Annotated in this window: 20 protein-coding genes; 10 read left to right on the top strand and 10 right to left on the bottom strand. The window is 70.9% G+C overall.

The features are described from left to right. Window positions 1–138 precede the first annotated feature (138 nt). The 3 genes from GEV07_09070 to pdhA are packed head-to-tail and all read right to left on the bottom strand — an operon-like array spanning window position 139 to window position 3677. Window positions 139–1581 (bottom strand): 2-oxo acid dehydrogenase subunit E2, encoded by a 1443-nt coding sequence (locus GEV07_09070; protein ID MQA02852.1) that lies wholly within the window; start codon window positions 1579–1581, stop codon window positions 139–141. Between the two features lie 15 nt (window positions 1582–1596). Continuing rightward, entirely contained in the window at window positions 1597–2571 is a 975-nt protein-coding gene (locus GEV07_09075) for an alpha-ketoacid dehydrogenase subunit beta (GenBank protein ID MQA02853.1), read from the bottom strand. Further along, window positions 2571–3677, bottom strand: a complete 1107-nt coding sequence (gene pdhA / locus GEV07_09080; GenBank protein ID MQA02854.1) for a pyruvate dehydrogenase (acetyl-transferring) E1 component subunit alpha — start codon at window positions 3675–3677, stop codon at window positions 2571–2573. Before pdhA ends, GEV07_09075 begins: the two co-directional genes overlap by 1 nt. A 411-nt stretch (window positions 3678–4088) precedes the next feature. Here pdhA and GEV07_09085 point away from each other — a divergent pair, with 411 nt between their 5' ends. The 6 genes from GEV07_09085 to GEV07_09110 all read left to right on the top strand — a co-directional run bounded on the left by GEV07_09085 (window position 4089) and on the right by GEV07_09110 (window position 8253). After that, window positions 4089–4904, top strand: coding sequence for a hypothetical protein (locus tag GEV07_09085; protein ID MQA02855.1), 816 nt, complete (start codon window positions 4089–4091; stop codon window positions 4902–4904). Next, window positions 4901–5392, top strand: coding sequence for a GNAT family N-acetyltransferase (locus GEV07_09090; GenBank protein MQA02856.1), 492 nt, complete (start codon window positions 4901–4903; stop codon window positions 5390–5392). Before GEV07_09085 ends, GEV07_09090 begins: the two co-directional genes overlap by 4 nt. Continuing rightward, on the top strand, window positions 5389–6372 hold the full coding sequence (locus tag GEV07_09095; GenBank protein MQA02857.1) for a hypothetical protein: 984 nt from the start codon (window positions 5389–5391) through the stop codon (window positions 6370–6372). The genes GEV07_09090 and GEV07_09095 overlap by 4 nt, the downstream gene beginning before the upstream one ends. Before the next feature lie 63 nt (window positions 6373–6435). Beyond that, a complete protein-coding gene (locus tag GEV07_09100; protein MQA02858.1) occupies window positions 6436–7047 on the top strand; it encodes a helix-turn-helix domain-containing protein in 612 nt (203 codons plus the stop codon). Further along, window positions 7040–7876: an MFS transporter gene (locus GEV07_09105; GenBank protein MQA02859.1), complete on the top strand. Its 837-nt coding sequence runs from the start codon at window positions 7040–7042 to the stop codon at window positions 7874–7876. The genes GEV07_09100 and GEV07_09105 overlap by 8 nt, the downstream gene beginning before the upstream one ends. A 17-nt stretch (window positions 7877–7893) precedes the next feature. Next, window positions 7894–8253: a hypothetical protein gene (locus GEV07_09110; protein ID MQA02860.1), complete on the top strand. Its 360-nt coding sequence runs from the start codon at window positions 7894–7896 to the stop codon at window positions 8251–8253. Here the strand turns inward: GEV07_09110 and hisC are convergent. Beyond that, window positions 8240–9361 carry a histidinol-phosphate transaminase gene (gene hisC, locus GEV07_09115; protein MQA02861.1) on the bottom strand — a complete coding sequence of 374 codons (1122 nt, stop codon included), beginning with the start codon at window positions 9359–9361 and terminating at the stop codon, window positions 8240–8242. The genes GEV07_09110 and hisC overlap by 14 nt on opposite strands. A 76-nt stretch (window positions 9362–9437) precedes the next feature. On the opposite strand from hisC, the gene GEV07_09120 reads away from it, so the two are divergent. Next, a complete protein-coding gene (locus GEV07_09120; protein MQA02862.1) occupies window positions 9438–10097 on the top strand; it encodes a hypothetical protein in 660 nt (219 codons plus the stop codon). Here GEV07_09120 and GEV07_09125 read toward each other — a convergent pair. From GEV07_09125 to GEV07_09150, 6 genes are read right to left on the bottom strand one after another with little or no spacing between them, the layout of a single operon-like run. Further along, complete coding sequence (locus tag GEV07_09125) at window positions 10085–12319, bottom strand: alpha-xylosidase (protein ID MQA02863.1); 2235 nt, start codon at window positions 12317–12319, stop codon at window positions 10085–10087. The two genes, GEV07_09120 and GEV07_09125, sit on opposite strands and share 13 nt — an antisense overlap. Next, the gene (locus tag GEV07_09130) at window positions 12316–14565 is read right to left on the bottom strand and encodes a hypothetical protein (protein ID MQA02864.1); all 2250 of its coding nucleotides are present in this window, start codon (window positions 14563–14565) and stop codon (window positions 12316–12318) included. Before GEV07_09130 ends, GEV07_09125 begins: the two co-directional genes overlap by 4 nt. After that, window positions 14562–15377 carry an ABC transporter permease subunit gene (locus GEV07_09135; GenBank protein MQA02865.1) on the bottom strand — a complete coding sequence of 272 codons (816 nt, stop codon included), beginning with the start codon at window positions 15375–15377 and terminating at the stop codon, window positions 14562–14564. Before GEV07_09135 ends, GEV07_09130 begins: the two co-directional genes overlap by 4 nt. 5 nt (window positions 15378–15382) lie before the next feature. After that, window positions 15383–16345: an ABC transporter permease subunit gene (locus GEV07_09140; GenBank protein MQA02866.1), complete on the bottom strand. Its 963-nt coding sequence runs from the start codon at window positions 16343–16345 to the stop codon at window positions 15383–15385. Further along, on the bottom strand, window positions 16342–17631 hold the full coding sequence (locus GEV07_09145) for an extracellular solute-binding protein (GenBank protein MQA02867.1): 1290 nt from the start codon (window positions 17629–17631) through the stop codon (window positions 16342–16344). The genes GEV07_09140 and GEV07_09145 overlap by 4 nt, the downstream gene beginning before the upstream one ends. Window positions 17632–17659: 28 nt before the next feature. After that, the gene (locus GEV07_09150; protein MQA02868.1) at window positions 17660–19075 is read right to left on the bottom strand and encodes a hypothetical protein; all 1416 of its coding nucleotides are present in this window, start codon (window positions 19073–19075) and stop codon (window positions 17660–17662) included. Between the two features lie 147 nt (window positions 19076–19222). Between GEV07_09150 and GEV07_09155 the strand changes: the two genes are divergently transcribed. The 3 genes from GEV07_09155 to GEV07_09165 all read left to right on the top strand — a co-directional run bounded on the left by GEV07_09155 (window position 19223) and on the right by GEV07_09165 (window position 21063). Continuing rightward, the gene (locus GEV07_09155; GenBank protein MQA02869.1) at window positions 19223–20011 is read left to right on the top strand and encodes a DeoR family transcriptional regulator; all 789 of its coding nucleotides are present in this window, start codon (window positions 19223–19225) and stop codon (window positions 20009–20011) included. 70 nt (window positions 20012–20081) lie between these two features. Further along, window positions 20082–20711, top strand: a complete 630-nt coding sequence (locus GEV07_09160; GenBank protein MQA02870.1) for a hypothetical protein — start codon at window positions 20082–20084, stop codon at window positions 20709–20711. Then, on the top strand, window positions 20704–21063 hold the full coding sequence (locus tag GEV07_09165) for a hypothetical protein (protein ID MQA02871.1): 360 nt from the start codon (window positions 20704–20706) through the stop codon (window positions 21061–21063). The genes GEV07_09160 and GEV07_09165 overlap by 8 nt, the downstream gene beginning before the upstream one ends. Window position 21064: the final 1 nt, after the last annotated feature.

Raw genomic sequence — 21064 nt, forward strand, 5'->3', positions numbered from 1 at the left:
ACACGGCATCTTCGCCCACAACCTGGTCAAGATCGGTGCACTGGCCGCGTGAAGAGCCACCCGGGAAGACCACGCTCGAAGAAACCCACCAAACACGAACCAGGTCACCCCAGCCCACCATTTTTCAGGTCGAAGTAGCTAGGTCCAGGCGAACAGCCGCGTCTCCGGGTCCTCAAGGAAGTCGGCGATGTCGCGCAGGAACCTGGAACCCTGCTCGCCGTCGACGATGCGGTGGTCGAACGAGAGCCCCAGGGTGGTGACCATCCGCGGCACGACCTGACCGTCGTGCACCCACGGCTGCTCCTTGATCGCGCCCACGGCGAGGATGCCGGCCTCGCCCGGGTTGAGGATCGGGGTGCCGGAGTCGACGCCGAAGATCCCGACGTTGGTGATGGTGAACGTCCCGCCTACCATCGCGGTCGGTGCGGTCTCGCCGGCTCGGGCCTGCTCGGTCAGCTGCTGCAGCTCGCCCGCCAACCCGACCAGCGACAGGGCGTCCGCGCCGCGGATGTTGGGCACCATCAACCCGCGCGGCGTGGCCGCGGCGATACCCAGGTTGACGTAGCCGCGCACGACGATCTCCTGCGCCTCCTCGTCCCACGACGAGTTGACGATCGGCGTACGTGAGAGCGCGAGCAGGCAGGCCTTCGCCGCCAGCAGCAACGGGCTCACCTTGACGTGGGCGAACTCCGGCAACGTCTTCAGCCGCGCCACCAGGTCCATCGTCTTCGTCGCGTCGATGGTCACGAACTCAGTGACGTGCGGCGCGGTGAACGCGCTGCGCACCATCGCGGCGGCGGTCGACTTGCGCACGCCGCGCACCGGGATGCGTGCCTCCCGCGCGTCGTTCGCGAACGACAGCTCGGGCACCCACCCGGTCGCCGGGACGGTGGCCGGCATGCCGGCGCCGCCCGGCGCGGGCGCGGGCGGCTGGGTCGGCGGCTGGGTCGGCTGCTGCGCCGGTGCCGCCGCGGCGGCCTGCACGTCGTCGCGGCTGACGGTGCCGTTCGGCCCGGTCGGGGTCACCGTCCGCAGGTCGACGCCGAGGTCCTTCGCCAGCTTCCGCACCGGCGGCTTGGCAAGCACCGTGACCGCCGCCGGGGCGGACTGGGCTGCCGCCGGGGAACGGGGCTGCGCCCCGGCCGGCGCAGGGCCGGAGCCGGATGCCGGCGCGGACTGAGGCTGCGCGGCGGCCGGTGTTGGCTGGCCCGATGCCGGCGCGGGGGCGGCTGCCGGCGCGGAGCCGTTCGTCGACTTGCGGGGGCGGCGGTGGGCGGAGGTCGCGCGGGCGCCGTAGCCGACCAGCGGCGCCTCGGTCTCTTCGTCCTCGTCCTGGTCGCCGGTTACGTCGATCGCGATGATCGGTGCGCCGACGTCCACGGTGGTGCCCTCGGCCACGTACAGCTCACTGACCACGCCCGCCCACGGCGACGGCAGCTCGACGGCGACCTTCGCGGTCTCCACCTCGACCAGGTTCTGGTTGACCTCGACGGTGTCGCCAGGCTGCACCAGCCAGCGCAGGATCTCCCCCTCCGTCAGCCCCTCACCGACGTCGGGCAGCTTGAACTGCTTCACTCCCACGGTCTCTCCTCGCGCCTAGTAAGCAAGCGAGCGGTCGACGGCGTCCAGCACCCGGTCGAGGTCGGGCAGGAACGAGTCCTCCGCCCGCGCCGGCGGGTACGGGGCGTCGAAGCCCGTGACCCGCAGCACCGGTGCCTCCAGATGGTAGAAGCAGCGCTCGGTCACCAGCGTGGCGATCTCGCCGGGCAGCCCGGCGGTACGCGGCGACTCGTTCACCACCACCAGCCGGCCCGTACGTTGCACCGAGTCGTAGACCGGCGCGAGGTCCATCGGGGAGAGCGACCGCAGGTCGATCACCTCGAGCTCGGTGCCCTCCTCGGCCGCGGCCGTCGCCGCGTCGAGCGAGGTACGCACCATCGGGCCCCAACAGACCACCGTGCAGTGCTGGCCGGGCCGGATCACCCTCGCGTCGTGCAGCGGCGCCGGACTCGCCTCGACGTCCACCTCCGCCTTGTCGTGGTAGCGGCGCTTCGGCTCGAAGAAGACGATCGGGTCGTCGCTGCGGATCGCCTGCTGGATCATCCAGTACGCGTCGGCCGGGTTCGAGCACGACACGACCTTCAGGCCGGCCGTATGGACGAAGTACGCCTCCGGCGACTCGCTGTGGTGCTCCACCGCGCCGATGCCGCCGCCGAACGGGATGCGGATCACGATCGGCATCGGCACCCGCCCCTGCGAGCGGTAGCGCAGCTTGGCGACCTGGCTGACGATCTGGTCGAAACCGGGGAAGACGAACCCGTCGAACTGGATCTCGCACACCGGCCGGTAGCCGCGCATGGCCAGGCCGACCGCCGTGCCGATGATGCCGGACTCGGCGAGCGGCGTGTCGATGACACGCTCCTCGCCGAAGTCCTTCTGCAGGCCGTCGGTCACCCGGAAGACGCCGCCGAGCTTGCCGACATCCTCGCCCATGACGAGGACCTTGGCGGCGTCCTCGAGCGCCCGCCGCAGCCCCATGTTGATGGCCTTGCCCATGGTCACGGCCGTCATCACTGCGCACCCCCCTCGAACGACGCGAGGTACCTGGCGAACTGCTCGCGCTCCTCGTCGAGCAGCGGGCTCGACTCCGCGTACACCTCGCTGAAGACCCGCATCGGGTCCGGGTCCGGCAGCGCCAGGCACTGCTTGCGCAGCGTCGCGGCCAGGTCGTTCGCCTCCTCCTCGATCGAGTCGAAGAACGCCTGGTCGACGAGGCCGTTACGGGCCAGGTAGACGCGTACCCGCTCGATCGGGTCCTTCAGCCGCCACTCCTCGACCTCGCCGGCGATCCGGTAGCGGGTCGGGTCGTCGTTGGTGGTGTGCGCGCCCATCCGGTACGTGACCGCCTCGATGAGCGCCGGGCCGTTGCCCTCCCTGGCATTCTGCAGCGCCCGCTTGGTGACCTCGTGCACCGCGAGCACGTCGTTGCCGTCGACCTGGATCCCGGGGAAGCCGAAGCCCTCGGCCCGCTTGTACAGCGGCGTACGGGTCTGGCGCTGCAGCGGTACGGAGATCGCCCACTGGTTGTTCTGGCAGAAGAACACCACGGGTGCGTTGAAGACCCCGGCCCAGATGAACGACTCGTTGACGTCACCCTGGGCGGACGCGCCGTCACCGAAGTACGCGAGCACCGCGCCGTCGGCGCCGTCGCGCATCATGCCCATCGCGTAGCCGGCGGCGTGCAGGCACTGGGCGCCGATGACGATCGTGTAGAGCCCGAAGTTGTACTCGGCCGGGTCCCAGTCGCCGTGGTCCACCCCGCGGTACAGCCCGAGCAGGCGGATCGGGTCGATCCCACGGCACCAGGCCGCGCCGTGCTCGCGGTAGGTGGGGAACACGTAGTCGTCCGGCCGCAGCGCGCGTGCGGAGCCGACCTGTGCCGCCTCCTGGCCGAGCAGCGACGCCCAGATGCCCAGCTCGCCCTGCCGCTGCAGCGCGGTGGCCTCGGTGTCGATCCTGCGGATGAGGACGAAGTCGCGGTAGAAGTTGCGCAGCTCGTCGGCGCTGAACTCGACGTTTTCGTAGCCGGGCGGCCGCACCCGCTCGCCCTCGGGGGTGAGGAGCTGGACGCAGTCCGTGCCCTGGCGCGGTGACGCCGTCATGCTGTCCACGGTCATTCGAGTCTCCTCGTCTGCTCGGCCGGCGGACGGGGTCACCGCCGCCGGATCCCCCGTCCGACTGCCCTGTCGTGGGTCGCACGCCTAGGTCTTCGGACGCCGTGGTCCTGCCGTGGGCCGCGCCCGCCCGCTTCGACCGTGCGCGGTGGTGCCGATCGTACGCGGTTCCCCGGTGGCTGCGTCCAGTTCCTCGCCAGAGTATGCCGGTTTCGTTGCACCCCCTGCGCAACCGGCGACGGCGCCCCACACGTTCGGTCCACCAACTAGGACATCCTGCTAGCTCTCCCGGCGCCGCGTAGGCCGGTGTTCTCGCTGGTCGCAGCGGTGATGACGGGAGGAGGGCAGCCCGCCGCGGCCGCCGGGCGGCAGGGCGCGGCCAGACCCGGCGTCGACCAGTTTTGACGTCCACGTATCGCCGAATCGGCACCCGAGCACGTGCAAGCGCGCGGCTGCCGCGGGTACGGTGCTCTGGTGGGACATATCACCGTGCCTTACCACCTGAACGAGCCGATCGACCCGTACCCGGTGTCGGTGCCCGACGGGCTGGCGGTCAAGGGGCCGCGGCCGCAGGGCGAGACGTGGGACGCGTTCGTACCGCTCTACACCAGCATCGCGCAGATCGTGTTCGGCACCGAGAACGCCGTGGTGTGGACGGGTGACTGTGCGGTCTCGCTCGCCGTGGTCGCCGGGTTGCAGCGCCGCGGCATCGACCCCGCCGTCGTCTGGATCGACGCGCACGCCGACTTCAACACTCCCCAGACCACGGTGACCGGCTACCTCGGCGGGATGCCGCTTGCCATGCTCACCCAGCGCGGCGAGGTCGACCTGGCCATGCACATCGGGATGCGGGCGATCCCCGACGACCGGGTGATCCTCGCCGGCCCGCGGGACGTCGACGACGCCGAGCAGGAGCTGCTCGACATCTCGAAGCTGCACCGGATGCGGCTGGACGAGCTCGCGCCCCAGATCCTGCCGTCCGGTTCGGTCTACCTGCACGTCGACCTGGACATCCTCGACCCCAAGGAGCTGCCGGGCATGCGGTTCGCCACGCCCGGCGGCGCGTCGCTGGACGAGCTGGCCGCCGCCATCGAGTCGGTCACGAGCAGCACCAGGGTCGTGGCGGTCAGCTTCACCTTCACCCTCGGCGAGGAGCAGGACCCAGAACGTACGAAGGCCGTGTCCGACCGCCTGCTGGACGCGTTGCGCCGCGGCGGCTATCACCCGTGACCCACGCGGTCGGCGCCGGCCGAAGTGCCGCGACCGTGCGGTTGGCGACCGGTGCCGACGTGCCCGCGCTCGCCGCACTGCGGCGGGACTGGACGGCCGAGAACGGCTGGGCGGCTGACGAGGACGACTTCGAACGCCGGTTCGCGGCGTGGTTCACCGGGGAGACGGAGCGGCGCGTGACCTGGCTGGCCGAGCTGGCAGGTCAGCCTGTCGGCATGCTCAACCTGGTGCTGTTCGACCGGATGCCGCGCCCCGGCCTCCGGGCGGGCGGCTGGGCGTACCTGGCCAACCTCTACGTCCGGCCGGCCCATCGCGGGCAGCGCATCGGCGGCGACCTGCTCGACGGCGCGGTGGCGTACGCCCGCGAGCATCACCTTGACCGGATCGTGCTGCACCCGTCGGAACGCTCGGTGCCGTTCTACCGGCGCGCGGGGTTCGGTGTTGCGGATATGCTGCTCGTCCACCCGCTCGACGGAGCGCAACGATGACCCTCGGCGCTGCCGCCGTCCGGACCGCGCTCGGGCTCGGCGACGACGCCCGCGCCTGGCTGGACGGGCTGGACACGGTCGGCCCGCCACCTGACGGGGTGGCGCTGCCCGCCCCGGACGACGCGCTCGAGCTGCTGCGCCGGCTTGCCGTGCCGGACCGCGACGCGGCGGAGATCGTCGACGCCATGCCGGGCGCGGACACCCATCCTGAGCTGTGGTGGTTGCTGGCCAGGCACCACCACAAGCTGGTGAGGGACCTCGGCGACTGCACCACCATGGACATGCCACCGCACCTGCCCGCAGCGCTCGGACCGGTCGCGCGGTACTTCTACGTGTACGTGTTCCTCGCCACCGTGCCCGCCGCCCGCAGGTACCACGCCGAGCGCGGCGTCCCCGACGACGTCGGCTGGGGCACGCTCGACCAGCTCGGCGAGCTGGTCGACGTCCACCGCAGGCAGTTCGGCGTCGGTGGCATGGACAAGCAGTTCTGGCTGACCCTGCACCTGCGCGGCGTCATCTACCGGCTGGGCCGGCTGCAGTTCAACCTGCAGCACCTCGACGACGACGTCCGCTACCTGGCACCCGGCCAGCCCGTCCTCGGTACGCACATCCCCGAGTTGGGCGGGCCGTTGACGCCGGCTGCCTGCGCGGCGTCGGTCGAGCGGGCGCGGCCGTACTTCGACCGCCACTTCCCCGAGCACGGCGCCAGGTACGCGGTCTGCACCTCGTGGCTGCTCGACCCGCAGCTGGCGGACCACCTGCCCGAGTCGTCGAACATCGTGCAGTTCCTGCGCAGCTGGACGCTGGTGGACGAGGAGCCGCAAGACGGCGACGAGTCGGTGCTCGAGTTCGTCTTCCGCCACAACGGGCAACCGCTCGCCGAGCTGCCGCGCCGGACCACCCTGGAGCGCGCCGTGCTCGACCACCTGGACGCCGGCAAGCACTGGCACGTCCGCACCGGCTACCTCGAGCTGCCCTGACCTGGGCGAACGCCTGTCGAAAGAACTCTTGCGAAACAATCCTTTCGAAACTATCGTTTCGACATGCCCACCGACGACGGCTCCTGGCCGATCAAGGAACTCACCGACGCCCAGGTGATGCGCGCGATGGCGCACCCGGTACGGATGAAGCTGGTCGAGCTGCTGCTCGTCGACGGCCCGCTGACCGCCACCGAGTGCGGTGCGCGGCTGGATGAGACGCCCGCGAACTGCTCGTTCCACCTGCGCACGCTCGCCAAGCACGGCTTCGTCGAGGAGGCCGAGGGCGGCACCGGCCGGCAGCGGCCCTGGCGGGCGGTGCCGCAGGGCACCAACTTCCCCAGCGGGCCGAGCGCACCACCGCACCTGCGGGCGGCCGCCGACCTGCTCACCCGCACGTTCGCCGAACGCAACGTCAGCCGGCTGTACGCGTACCTCGACCGGATGGACGACTACGGCAAGGAGTGGTCGGACGCCGCGATGCTCTCCGACCTCGCCAGCTACCTCACCCCCGAGGAGCTCACCCAGCTGCGGGAGCAGCTCATCTACTTGCTCCGCCCGTACGTCCCGCGGCTCGCCGACCCGGCCTCCCGCCCAGAGGGCGCGCGGCTGGTGACGTTCTTCCTCGCCGGGTTCCCGACGGAGCCGGCTGCCGGCGAGGGACCCGACGATGCGTGAGCTGCTGAAACGCGGTGACTTCCGGCTGCTCCTGCTGGCGCTGGTGCTCACCATGTTCGGCGACCGCGCGCTGATCCTCGCCAACGGGATCTGGGTGAAGAGCCTCACCGGCAGCAACTCGGCCGCCGGGCTGAACATCCTGCTGCTGGTCACGCCCTCGGTCGTGTCGCCGTTCTTCGGCGTCGTGGTCGACAGGGTGAAGCGCCGGCCGTTCCTCGTGGTGCTCAACCTCAGCTGCGCGGTGGCGATCGTGCCACTGCTGTTCGTCCGGGACGCCGGCCAGGTGTGGATCATCTACGCGGTCTCGTTCCTCTACGGCATCGCACTGCTGCTGAACGACGCCGCGGTGAACGGTGTGCTCAAGTCGATGCTCACCGAGGATCAGCTGGCCAGCGCGAACGGCGTCATCCAGACGATGCGGGAAGGCCTGCGGCTGCTGGTGCCGATCGCCGGTGCCGGCCTGTTCGCCGTGTTCGGCGAACAGGCGGTGGTCGTGCTCGACATGGTGACGCTCGTACTCGGGGCCGGCACGCTGCTCGCACTGCGGCTGCGTGCGGCCAAGCCGGCGCCCGCCGAGCACAAGCTGCTCATGGAGGTGGCCGCCGGTGCCAGGCACCTGTTCGGTTCCGTCCGGCTCCGCCGGCTGGTGCTCACCACGAGCACGGCGCTGCTGGTGATCGGGTTCAGCGAGACGGTGATCTTCGCTGTGATCGATGCGCTGCACCGGCCACCGGCGTACTTCGGCGTACTGATGACCGCGCAGGGCGTCGGCGCCGTGCTCCGGGCACCACCGCGGCCGCCGTCGTCAGGCGCCGCGGCGAGCAGCTGACCGCGGCGTTCGGGTTCATGCTGTTCGCGATCGGCGACCTGCTGCTGGTGTTCGCGAACGAGCCGCTTGTGCTCGTCGGTGCGGTGATCGCCGGCGCCAGCATTCCATGGCTGCTAGTCGCGTTCTACACGCTGATGCAGCGGGAGACGCCGCAGCAGCTGATCGGCCGGGTCGCGACCTCGGCCGAGGTGCTGCTCGGCGGCCCGCAGACGTTGTCCATCGGCCTCGGCGCGGTGTTCGTCGCGATCGTCGACTACCGCATCCTGCTGGCCGTGATGGGCACCTTGGTGTTCGGCTGCGGCATCTTCCTCGTGCTGCGCCGCGACCGGCCGCAACCAGTCAGCGCGGCCGCTGCCGTACGGGCTAGTTCGCCTTGAACGCCCTGGCCACGCCGAGGAACCGGTCGCCGGCGGCGCGCTCGGCCACGCTCACCCGGACGCCCTCGGTGCCGAACGGCCGCACGGCCACCCCCTGCGCAGCGCACGCCTCCGCGAACTCCGGGGTACGCGTACCCAGCCGCAGCCAGACGAAGTTCGCCTGCGACTCCACCACCTGGTAGCCGTACGAGAGCAGCGCGTCGCGTACCCGCTGGCGCTCCCCGACGATCTCGCGCACCCGGGCGAGCAGCTGGTCCTCAGCGTCGAGCGACGCGATCGCCGCGGCCTGCGCCACCGAGGAGACGGTGAACGGCAGCATGGTCTTGCGCGCCGCCTCCGCGACCGGCTCGTGCGCGACCGCGAAACCGACCCGCAGACCGGCCAGCCCGTACGCCTTGGAGAACGTACGCAGCACCGCCACGTTCGGCCGCTCCCCATACAGCGTGAGGCCGTCGGGCACAAGGTCGTCGGTGACGAACTCGCGGTACGCCTCGTCGAGTACGACCAGGCAGTCCTGGGGCACGTAGTCGAGGAACTCGACAAGCGCCTCCCGCCGCACCACGGTGCCTGTCGGGTTGTTCGGGTTGCACACGAAGATCAGGCGCGTGCGGTCGGTGATCGCCTCCGCCATGGCGTCCAGGTCATGGGTCTCGCCGTCCAGCGGCACCTGCACGCTCGTCGCACCCGTCAGCTGCACGAGGATCGGGTAGGCCTCGAACGACCGCCACGCGTAGACCACCTCGTCGCCAGGCCCGGCGGCGGCGAGCATCAGCTGTTCCATCACGCCGACCGAGCCGCACCCGACGGCGACGTGGCTCTCCGGCACCTCGAAGCGCTGCGCGATCCGGCCGACCAGCTCCACGGAGCCGTTGTCCGGGTAACGGTTGCCGTCCCCGGCCGCCGCCGCGATCGCGTCGCGCACGCTCGGCAACGGGGTCAGCGGTGTCTCGTTGCTGGACAGCTTGTACGCCTTGCCGTCCGGGGCGACCGCGGGTTTGCCCGGTACGTAGGCGGCGAGCTTGTCGAGGGTCTCGCGGAACTTGGGACCTTGGTTACTAGCTGAAGTGGAAGCACTCACGCCAACACTCTGCCATGGCCGCTGTGCCATGGTAACCGGATGGGCACCATTCGGGCGGCGTTGGCCGTGGCTCGGGGTAGCTGGCTGCCTCATGGTGGCCGCTGTTGTGACCGCCACGCTCCTCGTCCGGGAGCCGCCTGAGGAGCCGCGACCGGGCCCGTTCCCCGGCTACACGCTGACCACGACCGGCGGCGTCGCCGGCGTCCGGCACACGGTGCAGGTCGATGCAGAAGGCAACGCGCTCTTCGGCGACGAGGGCAACCGCGAGGACCCGAACTGCGCGGACGGCTTCACGTACACACTGCAGGTGCGGCGGCTGACGGTGTCCAGGTACGAGTGCGGCACCGGCGGCCCGGCGCCGCTGTTCGACGAGATCCGCTCGCTGACCTCCCGCGACCGGCTGCGCCCGCTGGCTGCCGACGTCCCCGCCTTCCGCGGCCTGCGGGTGAAGTACTGGCTGCTCGACGACATCGAGGCGACCGCGCGGGTCACCCCGGCGGGACGGGTCATGGTGGACCGCTCCGACGCGCCCGTACGGCGCGGCGAGCTGGAGCCCAGGACGCTCGACGCGTACCGACTGCTCTACGCGAAACCGCTCAGCCCGCCGAAGCAGGCGACCGGGTTCGACTGCATCCCCGAGCAGGTGCCCACGTACAAGATCACGCCGACCGGCCGGCCGACCACGACCGCGTCGGTCTGCCGGGTCGACGATGTGCGCTGGCTGGCCAGGCTGCAGCTACTGCGCAACGAGATCTACCACGGCTGAACGGCCGCGGCGATCGGCTGGCTGCCGGCCGCGGTCACCTGCCCGCCTGCCACCTGCACCGACGTCACGGAGCCGTCGAAGCCGACCAGCTCACGCGCGACCGGCTCCGCATCGTGCACACACAGCTGCCACGGCCGGCCGATCAGGTCGTCCGTGCGCCGCACCCCGTCGTCGACCTCGACCACGGGGATCACCGCGCCGGTTCGTACAAGTACCGGCATTCGCTCGAGCGACACCTCGACGGTGTGGAAGCCCGGCCCGGTGAACGTCTCGCCGGTGAACCAGTCGCGCCAGGTGCCGGCCGGCAGGTAGAACCGACGCTGTACGGTCCCCGGCCGGTCGTCGAAGATCGGCGCGGCGAGCAGGTCGGCGCCGAGCAGGAAGGCGTCGTCGGTGCGTACGGCGACCGGGTCGTCGGGGAACTCCAGGCCGAGCGGCCGCAGCATCGGCCAGCCGCCCGCGGCGGACTCGTGCGCCACCTGCCACAGGTACGGCAGCAGCGCGTACCGCAGCCTGATCCAGTCTCGGACGATCGCCAGCGCCTCGTCGCCGAACGCCCACGGTTCGCGCGGCCGCAGGCCGTGTGCCCGCATCATCGGCGACAGCGCGCCGAACTGCGTCCACCGTACGAACAGCTCCGGGGTGAGCTCCGGTCCGTAGAACCCGCCGACGTCGTGGCTCCACACCCCTGGCGCGGACAGCGCGTAAGACAGGCCGCCACGCAGCGACGCCTGCATGCCGGCCACCGTGGACTCGGCGTCGCCGCCCCACTGGCCGGGGTACCGCTGCGAGCCGGCCCAGCCGCTGCGGCCGAACACCAACGGCGAGCGGCCGGTATGGCGGCCGATGACCTCGCTGACCGCGCCGTTGTAGCGCAGCGGGTAGAGGTTGTGGGCGTGGTTCGGCGGCGTGCCGTCGTACGACACGGCATCGTCGGGCAGGCCCTCGCCGAAGTCGGTCTTGAACACCGCGACGCCGTCGTCGAGGAAGGCCTCGTGCATCGACTGCCACCACTCGCGTGCGGCCGGGTTGGTGAAGTCGACGAGTCCCCTGGGCAGGCCGTCCGGGGTGAGCGTCTTCGTCACGCGCGCCGGCTCGCCGTCCGCGTCGGTCACCAGGTAGCCGAGCCGCTCGGCCTCCGCGTACCTGTGCGACCTGGGGTCGAGGTACGGCAGCTCCCACACCGACAGCCGCAGGCCGAGCGCGTCGAGCGCCTCGACCAGCTCGCGGCGGTTGCCGAACCGCTCGGTGTTCCAGACGAAGTCGGTGTTGAGCCGGTCGAGCACCAGCCAGTCCGGGTCCAGGTGGATGACGTCGCACGGCACCTGGTGCTTGCGCAGCCCCTGGCCGACCTCCTCCAGCTCGGCGCGCGAGTGGTACCGGCAGCGGCCGAGCCAGCCGCCGTACGCCCACAGCGGCGGCACCGGGCCGCGGCCGGTCAGCGCCGTGTACGCGGACAGCCGCTCCTTCGGGGTCGCCGCCGCGACAACGTACAGGTCGACGGCGGTGTCCGGCACGGTCAGCGCGAGCACGCTCGGCCTGGAATGACCGACGTCGGCGACGACCTGCGCGCCGGTGTTAAGGAAGCCCAGGTAGCCGCGGGTGGAGTGCCACACCGGCACCGGCTTGTACGCCATCCCGGTGCCGGTGCCGTACGCGTCCTCGTCGGCGGCCAGCTCGAAGTGCACGGTGGTGGCGTCGTCGTCGGTGGCGAGCACGGCGGGCGCCATCGGGAAGCCGGCCACCTGGCGCAGCCGGTCGGCCGTGCGCAGCAGCACCTCGCCGGTCGCAACGTCGACCACCTCGACGGCCAGCGACTGCCTGCGCACCCGCACCCGTAGCTGCGCGCTTGCCGCCTCGACCCAGCCGTCGCGCTCCTCGACGGTCACGTCGGACGGCTGCGGCGCCGCGTCTGTGACGATGCCGAGCCTGGTGCCGTCGTCGGCGTGCGGCCAGGCGTCCGGCGGGGCGATGGTGAGCCGTACGGTGCCGGGCGCGGCCCACCGCACCCGGATCTCGTACGCCCGCTCGTCGCCGGTCGGCAGGTCCAGCTCGGGCGGCAGGTTCGGCAGCGTGGTCTCGATCCCCTGCACCTGCGGCGGCTCACCGGTGAGGTAGCCGGGGCCGCCTGGCAGCTGGGCACACGGCACGGCGCGCACGCCGAGTACGAGCCCGTCCGTCGTCGTGTGTACCTCGGTGACCTCGCGCAGCAGGTGGCTCATGCGGATCCCTTCGTGACCGCGAGCAGCCACCACGCCGCGAGTGGCCGCATGTTCAGTGGGGCACGGAACCTGCCCTCGCCGTCGACCGCCGCAGGCGTACGGAACTGCAGCCCGGTGCCGCCGTACAGCGTGTTGCGCAGCGCCCCGGCCACGGCCGCGGCCTCGTCGCGCAGGCCGTAGTGCGCGAGCATCGCGGTGAACAGCCAGCCCGAGCCGAGCAGCACCTCGTTGACCTGCAGCTCCTGGCCGCCGTCGCGTTCGTACCTGCGCAGCTGCTCCTCGGCGACGAGCAGCGGGCCGACGGTGCCGCCGCGATAGCCGGCGAACGCGTACTCGTACGCGGTGCGCAGGTGGTTCGCGATCCGCTCCCTCGGCAGCACGTCGCCCGCGCCGCAGACGTCCGCGTAGAAGACGCCCATCAGCGAGTCCGGCATGACCGCCTCGGTGTACTTACCCTCGGACGCGGCGCGGAAGTGCGTGCCGTTCCACAGCTCGCCGAGCACGTCCTGCGCAGCCCGCAGCCGCTCGTGGTCGCCGAGCACCGCCCACAGCCCGGCGTACAGCGACGCCACGTACGTGGAGTGGCCGCGCAGCCCGAGGTTGTCCCAGGTGCTGTCGCCGAACTCGTCGTGCCTCGGCACCGCGTCGTCGCCGGCCACGGCCGCCGCCGCGGTCCGCAGCCGCTGCCAGGTCGTGTCGTCCGGCCGGCGGCCGGTGAGCCTGTGGTGCGCGAGGGTGGCGAGCACGTACGCCGGGTTCAGGTCGCGCCAGGTGTTCGGGTCGTCGCGCATCACGTACCCGTTCACCCGGACGAACGGGTCTTCGGCGGCGCAGCCGAGGTCGTGCGGCATCCGGTCCGCGACGAGGACCTGCCGCGGCTGCGCGGGACGGTAGACCGGGCGCCTGGTCTCGACCGCCGCGTCGAGGGTGCGGCCGAGGTCGGCGAAGACCAGGTCAGCCAGCCGCGGCCAGGTCAGCGCGAGCGCAGGGAACGCGTAGTGCCAGAGGTCGGCGGTGTCGTAGTAGAAATAGCCGTCGTCGAAGCCCTCCAGCACGCCGAAGTGCTCGGCCTGCGCATCGCGTACCCAGGCGGTGCCCAGCGACGTGACCAGGTTGAGCTCGTTGACGACACAGCCGGCGACCTCGTCGGACCAACCAGCCAGCTCGCCGAGTGCGGCGGTGTGCCAGGCGTCCAGTCGGCCCAGCCAGTCGTCCGCCTCGGCGAGTGCCCGCGCGGCGACGTCGCTCGCCGGCTGCGCGGCCGCGCCGCGTCGCCAGGGGCGTCCGGCGCCGAACTTCACCGTCGGCCAGTCGAACGCGACGGCGAACCTGGCCAGCAGGTGGGGCCGGCCCGCCTCTGCGTGCGCGGCCACCGCGCTGCCGATCGGTTCGTGCCAGTGCGCCTGCCAGCTGTCGTCCGGGGTCACGCCGAGCCGGCCGGTCTCGGCGAACGCGGCCACCACGGCGTCGAGGGTGTAGAGCTGCTCCGCGTCCGGCACTCCGGTCTCCAGCGGGTGCAGCAGGAACTGCACCTGCCTGGTGTAGTCGCCGGCCGTGCCGCCGGCTACGAGTGCGACGTCGCCGCACACGTCCTGCGGCTCGTCCGCCACCCGCTCACGCGACTGCACGACGCCGGCGCCCGCCGCCGGCCGGTTCACGTTGCCGGCATGGTGCTGACCCGGCCAGCTCGCGTCACCACGCGCGTCCGTGGTCACCAGGGACGCCCGCCAGCCGTTCAGGTTCGGCCAGCAGGCCAGCACGTCCACCGCCGGCAGGGTGGCGCTCTCGATCGGCTCGACGTGCACGTCGAAGACCACCACGGGCAGCCCGGCCAGCTCCTCGTCGCCTGGCACAGCAGGCGTGTACGTGGTCAGCAGCACCCGGAACGGCGCGTCGTCGAACGTGAACACCTCGTGGTTCATCGGGTGCAGTGCAGCCACCTCGTGGCTGGTCGCCTCGTCGCGGCGCAGCCGCGCGAACCGCGGTCCGTCCGGCGTGAGCCAGCGGACGGCGAGGAACGCCGCGTCCACGTCCGCGATCGTGTGCATCCCCGGCTGCAGGTGCCAGCGGCTGAACCTGCCGGTCAGGTCACGGGAGAACGCCGGCCCGCCGACCGGGCCGTGGAACAGGCCGTGCTCCGGGCCGTCGTCGTGGCTGCCCGGCTTCGCCACGTACGCCGCGGGTGGCACGGCGGCAGCGCGGAACCCGTACCGGCGCGCCCGCGCCAACCGTTCCGACGAGCTCATCCCTTGACGGCTCCCGCCGTCATACCGGCCACGAAGTAGCGCTGCAGGAAGACGTACGCCACGACGATCGGCAGCGAAGCCACCATCACGCCGGTGAACAGCAGCGGGTAGTTGGTGAGGAACTCGCCGGTGAAGTCCAGCAGGGCGACCGGCAGCGTCTTCTTGCTCGGCTCCTGTACGAACAGCAGCGGGTACAGCAGGTCGTTCCAGTGGATGACGAACAGGAAGATCGCGGTGGCCGCGAGCGACGGGCGCGACAACGGCAGCACGACCGAGCGGTAGACCCGCCACGGCCCCGCGCCGTCGACCGACGTCGCCTCGTACAGCTCGCGGGGCAGCGTACGCATGAACCCGGCGAGGATGAACATCGCGATCGGCAGTGTCATCACGATGTTGATGAGAACCAGGCCGATCCGGCTGTTCAGCAGGCCGAGCGAGTCGAACAGCACGTACTGCGGGATCATGTTCGCCTGCACGGGCACCGCCATGCCGAGCACCACGAAACCGTAGACGAGACGTCCCGGCCAGCCGGGGATGCGCGCGACACCGTACGCGGCGAGGCTCGCGAGGAACAGCGTCAGCGTGACCGAGCAGGCGGTCACGATCGTGCTGTTAAGCAACGCACGGCCGAGGTTCTCCTGGGTCAGCACGGTGACGTAGTTCTTCGGGCTGAACGACTCGGGCAGGCCGAACGGGGAGTTGAACAGCTCGCCCTGGGTCTTGAAGGTGCCGGTGAACACGACGATCAACGGCACGATGATGAGCAGCGCGTACACCAGGAGTACGGCGCGGCGACCGAGTTGGTAACCCATCGGCGTCACATCCCTGCCTGCGTCAGCCGTACGGTGCGCCGCTGCAGCCAGGTAACCAGGGCGATGATGATGACGAACAGGATCGACTGGGCGGCGGCGTAGCCGAACTCGGAGTTGGTGAACGTCGTGTAGATGCGCGTCGACAGGATGTCCAGCGACCGCTTCGGCGGGTTGCCGCCGAGGCCGAGGATCAGGTCGAACGCCTTGAACGACTGGATCGTGGTGTACGCGAGCACGATCGCCGTGGCGGGCGCGATCATCGGCCAGGTGACGTACCTGAACTGCTGCCACCGGCCGGCGCCGTCGACGAGCGCAGACTCGTACAGCTCCTTCGGCACCTGCTGCAGGCCCGCCACGTAGACCACCATCATCTGGCCCGCGTGGAACCACACCTGGGTCAGCGCGACGAAGTAGATGGCCTTTGCCGGGTCACCGAGGAACGCACCGTGCCAGGCGTCCAGCCCGATCACGCTCAGCGTCTGGTTGATCAGGCCGAAGTTCGGGTCGTAGATGAACTTCCACACGAACGCGACCGACACGCTCGAGAGGATGGTGGGGAAGAAGTACAGCGCGCGCAGCAGCGACGAGGCCCTGGTGGTCTTCACCAGGTACAGCGCGAGCAGCAGCGCGAGCAGCGTCTGCAGCACGACGACGACCAGCATGAACTTCAGGTTGTTGACCAGCGCCGACGAGAACAGGTCGTCGTTCGTCACCAGCCGACTGAAGTTGTCCGCCCCCACCGTGTTGTAGTCGGCGCTGATGCCGTCCCAGTCGGTGACTGCGTACTGCACCGCCTGCACCGTGGGGATGGCGAAGAACACCACGTACAGCACGAGCGCGGGTACGGGGAACAGGTAGAGCCCAGGATGCACGTGCGCACCGCGGTGCCCCAGCAGCCGGGCGGGCCAGGAGCTGCCCCGCCGCTCCGGCTCCGGCGGCGCAGCTGGCCGGGTGTCCGTCTTGCTCACTTCCGCCTCTGGTCGGCGATCTTCTCTGCGGCCTGCGCGGCCTTCTCCGGGTCCTTGCCGCCGACGACCTCGATCGCCGCGTTCTCCACGGCAGCGGCGATGTCGAGGTCGACGAACTGGAAGCGGGGCGCCAGCATCGTCTTCTTCTCCAGCCACGGCTCGAGCGCCTTGAGGTCCTTGTTCGTGTACTCGACGCCCTTGATCGTCGAGTGCTGGACGGTGGCGTCGGCGTACTTGACCGCGACCTTCGGGTCCGACAGATACTCGAGGAACTTCACCGCGGCCGGGGTGTTGTCCGACTTCGTGTTCACCCCGAGGATGAACGTCGCGTTGTGGATCCCCTGGTACTTCGCATCCTTCTCCGCGACGGTGATGGGAGCGAGGCAGTCCATCGGGAACTTGGCCCCGACAGCCCGCAGGGCGATGATATGGAACGAGCCGGTCGCGAGCATCGCCGCCTTCTCGTCCACGAACATCTGCTCGGCGGGCTCGACCTGGGTGCCGGTGGCGTTCTTCTGGAAGTACGGCCGCAGCTGCGCGTACTGCTCGAGGGTGTGGACGTACCAGTCGTCGGTGGCCTTGTAGTCACCGGCTTCCATCTTGGCGAACATGTCGTCGCTCGGGGCGTTGTTCATCACCATGGAGTTGAGCAGGTGCCCCGCGTTGCCCGGCTCGCCACCCGGCCAGGCGATCGGGGTGACGCCCTGCGCCTTGAGCTTGCGGCACATGGCGAGGAAGCCGTCCCAGTCGGTCGGTGGTTCCTCGTAGCCGGCCTTCTGCAACAGGTTCACGTTGTAGACCGGCATGTTGAAGACGTACTGGTAAGGGAAGCCGAGCAGCTCGCCGTCGTGCTTGCCGGGCGCCGCGAGTTCCTGGTCGTAGTTCTCCGCCCACGGCTGCTTCGACAGATCGGCGTACAGCCCGGCCCCGACCATGTCGACGAACTGCGCGCCGCGGAACGCGACGAAGACGTCACCGACGTTGCCGCCGCGGATCTGCTGCAGCGCCTTCGACTGGTAGTCGTACGACGGCGAGATGTCCTGGCGTACGGAGACCTTCGAGTTGGCCTTGGTGAAGGCATCGATGATGTCGGCGAACGCCTTCTTGTCCTCAGCCCGCCAGTGCGCGAAGGAGAGGTCACCTTCGACGGGGCCTGTGGTGTCGATGCCCGACGGCTTGTCGTTGCTGCTGCTCCCTGGGCCTGCGCACCCGGCGACCGTCGCGCCCGCGGCCAACGCGCCGAACGCCTGCAGCAACCGGCGACGGGTCAGCGAATCGTATGGCATGTCCACTCCTCGACTTTGACTTCTGGGTTCACCACTCGACGACAGGGATCCCCCGAAGATCCGCGATGGTGCGCAGCTGTGGCCGCACGTCGGTCCACGCCAGCACCGTGTGATGCGGGAAGCCGCCGGTGACCAACCCGTGCACGAACGGCTCCGCCTCGGTGTCGAGACGGACGGCGGCAGTGTTGCCCTGGAACCGGTTCGGCTCCGGCACCGACTCCCCGGACGCGAGCAGCAGGCGCAGCCCGCCAGGGTGCTCTGGATCGTCGGTGAGCCTGGCCAGCACGACGTCCCCGGTACGCAGCGGGAAGTTCCCCGCCACCCCGATCCGCCTGTTGCAGTGCACGTACTGTGTGGCGTTCGCCGGGTCGGCCGCGAGCGCGGTCGCCGCGGAGCCGCAGTGCCAGGCGCGGATCACGTTGCGGTCGGCATCCAGGTCGACGGTGTCGACCAGGTAGGTCGTACCTGCGCCCGCGGCCTCGAGCAACAGCATGGTGAGGGCGCCGTAGACGTCGCGCTCGCACGCCGTCACCGTGCCCTCGTCGGCGAGGCGGGACAGCGACGAGCACGGGCACACACCCAGCTCGGTGGGGAACTCCGGCCAGCAGCGCACGGCCAGCGCGTCCAGCCGGTCGTCGCTCGTCCAGGTACGCAACGCGGTGGTCACCGCAGCCGCGTTCGTCACCTCGTCGGCGTCCAGCTCCCGCAGGCTCGGCCGCGCGTCGCATGCCGCGGAGCGCTCGGCGTCGCGGTCGTCCGGGTCGACCGCCTCGGTACGGGTGAACGCGTCGTCGAGGTCGAGCCGCTCGACCTCGACGCCGAACAGGTCCCGCACCAGGTCCGCGTCGTAGTCGCACGGCGTGAAACCCGCGGGTGCGTCGCCGAGCGCACCGATCCGTCGGCCGCGCAGCCGGTCGAGCGCCTGGTGCGCTGTGCGCTCCGCCGCGCGCACGCCTCTCGTCGTCGGCAGCGGCGGTACGGTGGGCAGCTGGCCGGCGAGCGCGTCGCGCAGCACCTGCTCGACCGCAGGCTCACCCGGGTCGCCGTAGAGCAGCCGGACGCTGCCACCGGACTGCACGACCGCGTGGCCGAAGAGGTTCGCGCCGCACAGCGAGTTCAGCCACAGCCGGTCGCCGACCGGGCCGGGCTCGCGGAACGCCCACAGCAGTACGGGCGCGCGCGTGTCCACGTAGAGGCGCAGTGCGGGGGACGCGTCGGAGAACGAGGCACAGACGTTGACGACCAGGTCGGTCTGGCCGTCCAGGTGGCCGGCCGCCTGCTCCACGTCGTCCGCGGTCATCACCAGATCGCTCGGCCCGTGGACGTCGGCGCCGAGGTCGGCCAACAGCGTGCGCGCCTGGTCCGCCCGCTTCGCGGCCTCGTCGACGGCGAACGTCGGCCGCGCGGTGGCGATGACGACGACCCGTGCGCGGGTGTGCGGCACTGCGGGCACGACTGGCACCTCCTTGGGCCGGTTCGTCTCCACGACAGCTACCGAGCGAGCGATGCGCGGAGGTGTGACCATGGACGTCCTGTGCAGGATGTAACACGTATGTTCAGAAGTCAACATTTCTTGTTTAGACTCTGACGCATGGTCGAGCAGCTGGGTCCTCTCGACGGCGCGACGGCGCGCCGTCGGTCGATCCTGACCGCGTTGCACTCATCCGGCTTCGCCTCGATCACCGACCTCGCCCGCTCGCTGGGCGTCTCCGACATGACCATCAGACGCGACCTGCAGAAACTCGCCGAGGTCGGCGAGGCCCGCGTGGTGCGCGGCGGCGTGAGCCTGCCCGAGGGCTCGCTGCAGCACACCGGTTTCGACAACCGCGCCGGCGTGAACACCGCGGCGAAGCAGCGCATCGCCGAACGCGCCGTCGGGCTGGTCGCGCTCACCGACAGCGTCGCCGTCGACGCTGGCACGACCACCTGCGCGCTCGCGGACGCGCTACCGAGCGACTTCACCGGGTGCGTGGTCACCCACTCGGTGCCGGTCATCCACCGGCTCACCGCGAGCCGGCCGGACGCACGCGTCGTCGGTCTCGGCGGCGACCTGCTGCGCGCCAGCGAGGCGTTCGTCGGCCCGATGACCGTAGACGCGGCGACGCACGTACGGGTGCGGCTGTTCTTCCTCGGCGCCGCGGCAGTCGACGGCCGCGGCGTCTACGTGGCGGCGGACACCGAGCGCCCGACGAAGCTCGCCCTGATGGCAGCCGCGGACGAGGTGGTACTGCTCGCCGACCACACGAAGTTCGCCACCTCCGCCCCGGTGCGGCTGTGCGAGCTGGAACAGCTCAGCACAGTGGTCACCGACCGCGACCCACCCGAGGAACTGCGCGACCAACTGGCCGAGGCCGGCGTCACCCTGACCGTCGCCGACTGACGGCCGTGCTCGCCCTGAACGGGTAGCTAGTGGCACAATCGTAGGGTTGAGGCCTACGAAGGTGACACTGATGGCGCGGGTTCCGGGAGGAGTGCCTGCCGAGCTGTTGCGGCGGCCGCTGCGGGTGATCCGGCCGGCGGACGCCGGGGCGGTGTACGCCCACCCGCGGCCGGAGATCGCGCGGCTGACCCGTAGCGGCGTGTTGCACAAGCTCGCGACCGGCTACTACGCCGTCGTGCCCGAGGCGAGCGTCGGGCAACCGTGGCAGCCCAGCCTGGAGGCCGCCGGGCTGGGGATGGCCGCCGCCGATGAGGGTGCCGACACGGTGGCCGTCATGGGCGTCAGTGCCGCCCGGCTGCACGGCGCGCTCCCCCGCGCCGTCGGCGTCGCCGTCGTCGCGGCACTACGGCACCGTCGCACCTTACGGCTGGTCGACCGTGCTGCCACGGTGCTGTTCGTACGCAGAAAGGTGGCGGATCTCGACGTACAGCGGCACAGCTTCGACCTCGGCACCGGCTGGGTGACCACGGTCGAGCAGACGGCGCTCGACCTGATCGCCAGGCCCGCGCTCGGCGCCGTCCCCGACGAGGCGGTCGCCGCCGCCCGCGCGCTGCTCCCCCGCGCGGACGAGGACCTGCTGCACGACCTGGCCGTCGCGCAGCGCCGGTGCGGCACCCTGGTGAGGTTCCTCGATGCTTGACCCGGGCGAAGCCGCAGCGGTCGCAGCCCGGTTCGGCGTGGCCGAGCCCCAGGTCGAACGCGACCACCTGATCTCGCACCTGCTCGCAGCCCTCGGCCGGCGGCTCGCCGACTGGGTGGTGTTCTTCGGCGGTACGGCACTGGCCAGGGCCTACCTGCCGGAGGGACGGCTGTCGGAGGACATCGACCTGCTCGCCCGTGGCGCGTCCCGTACGCAGGTCGCGGCCGAGCTGGAGACGGAGCTGCCGCGACCTGCACCAGCGGTACTCGGACGCCCCGGCAGCGCTGCATGCGGTGCGCGCGGCCTGGCGGCAGGCCAGTTGACCGGAAGAGCAGGCCACCTGGCGGCTTAGC

The organism is Streptosporangiales bacterium, assembly GCA_009379825.1.
Classification (GTDB): Bacteria; Actinomycetota; Actinomycetes; order Streptosporangiales; family WHST01; genus WHST01.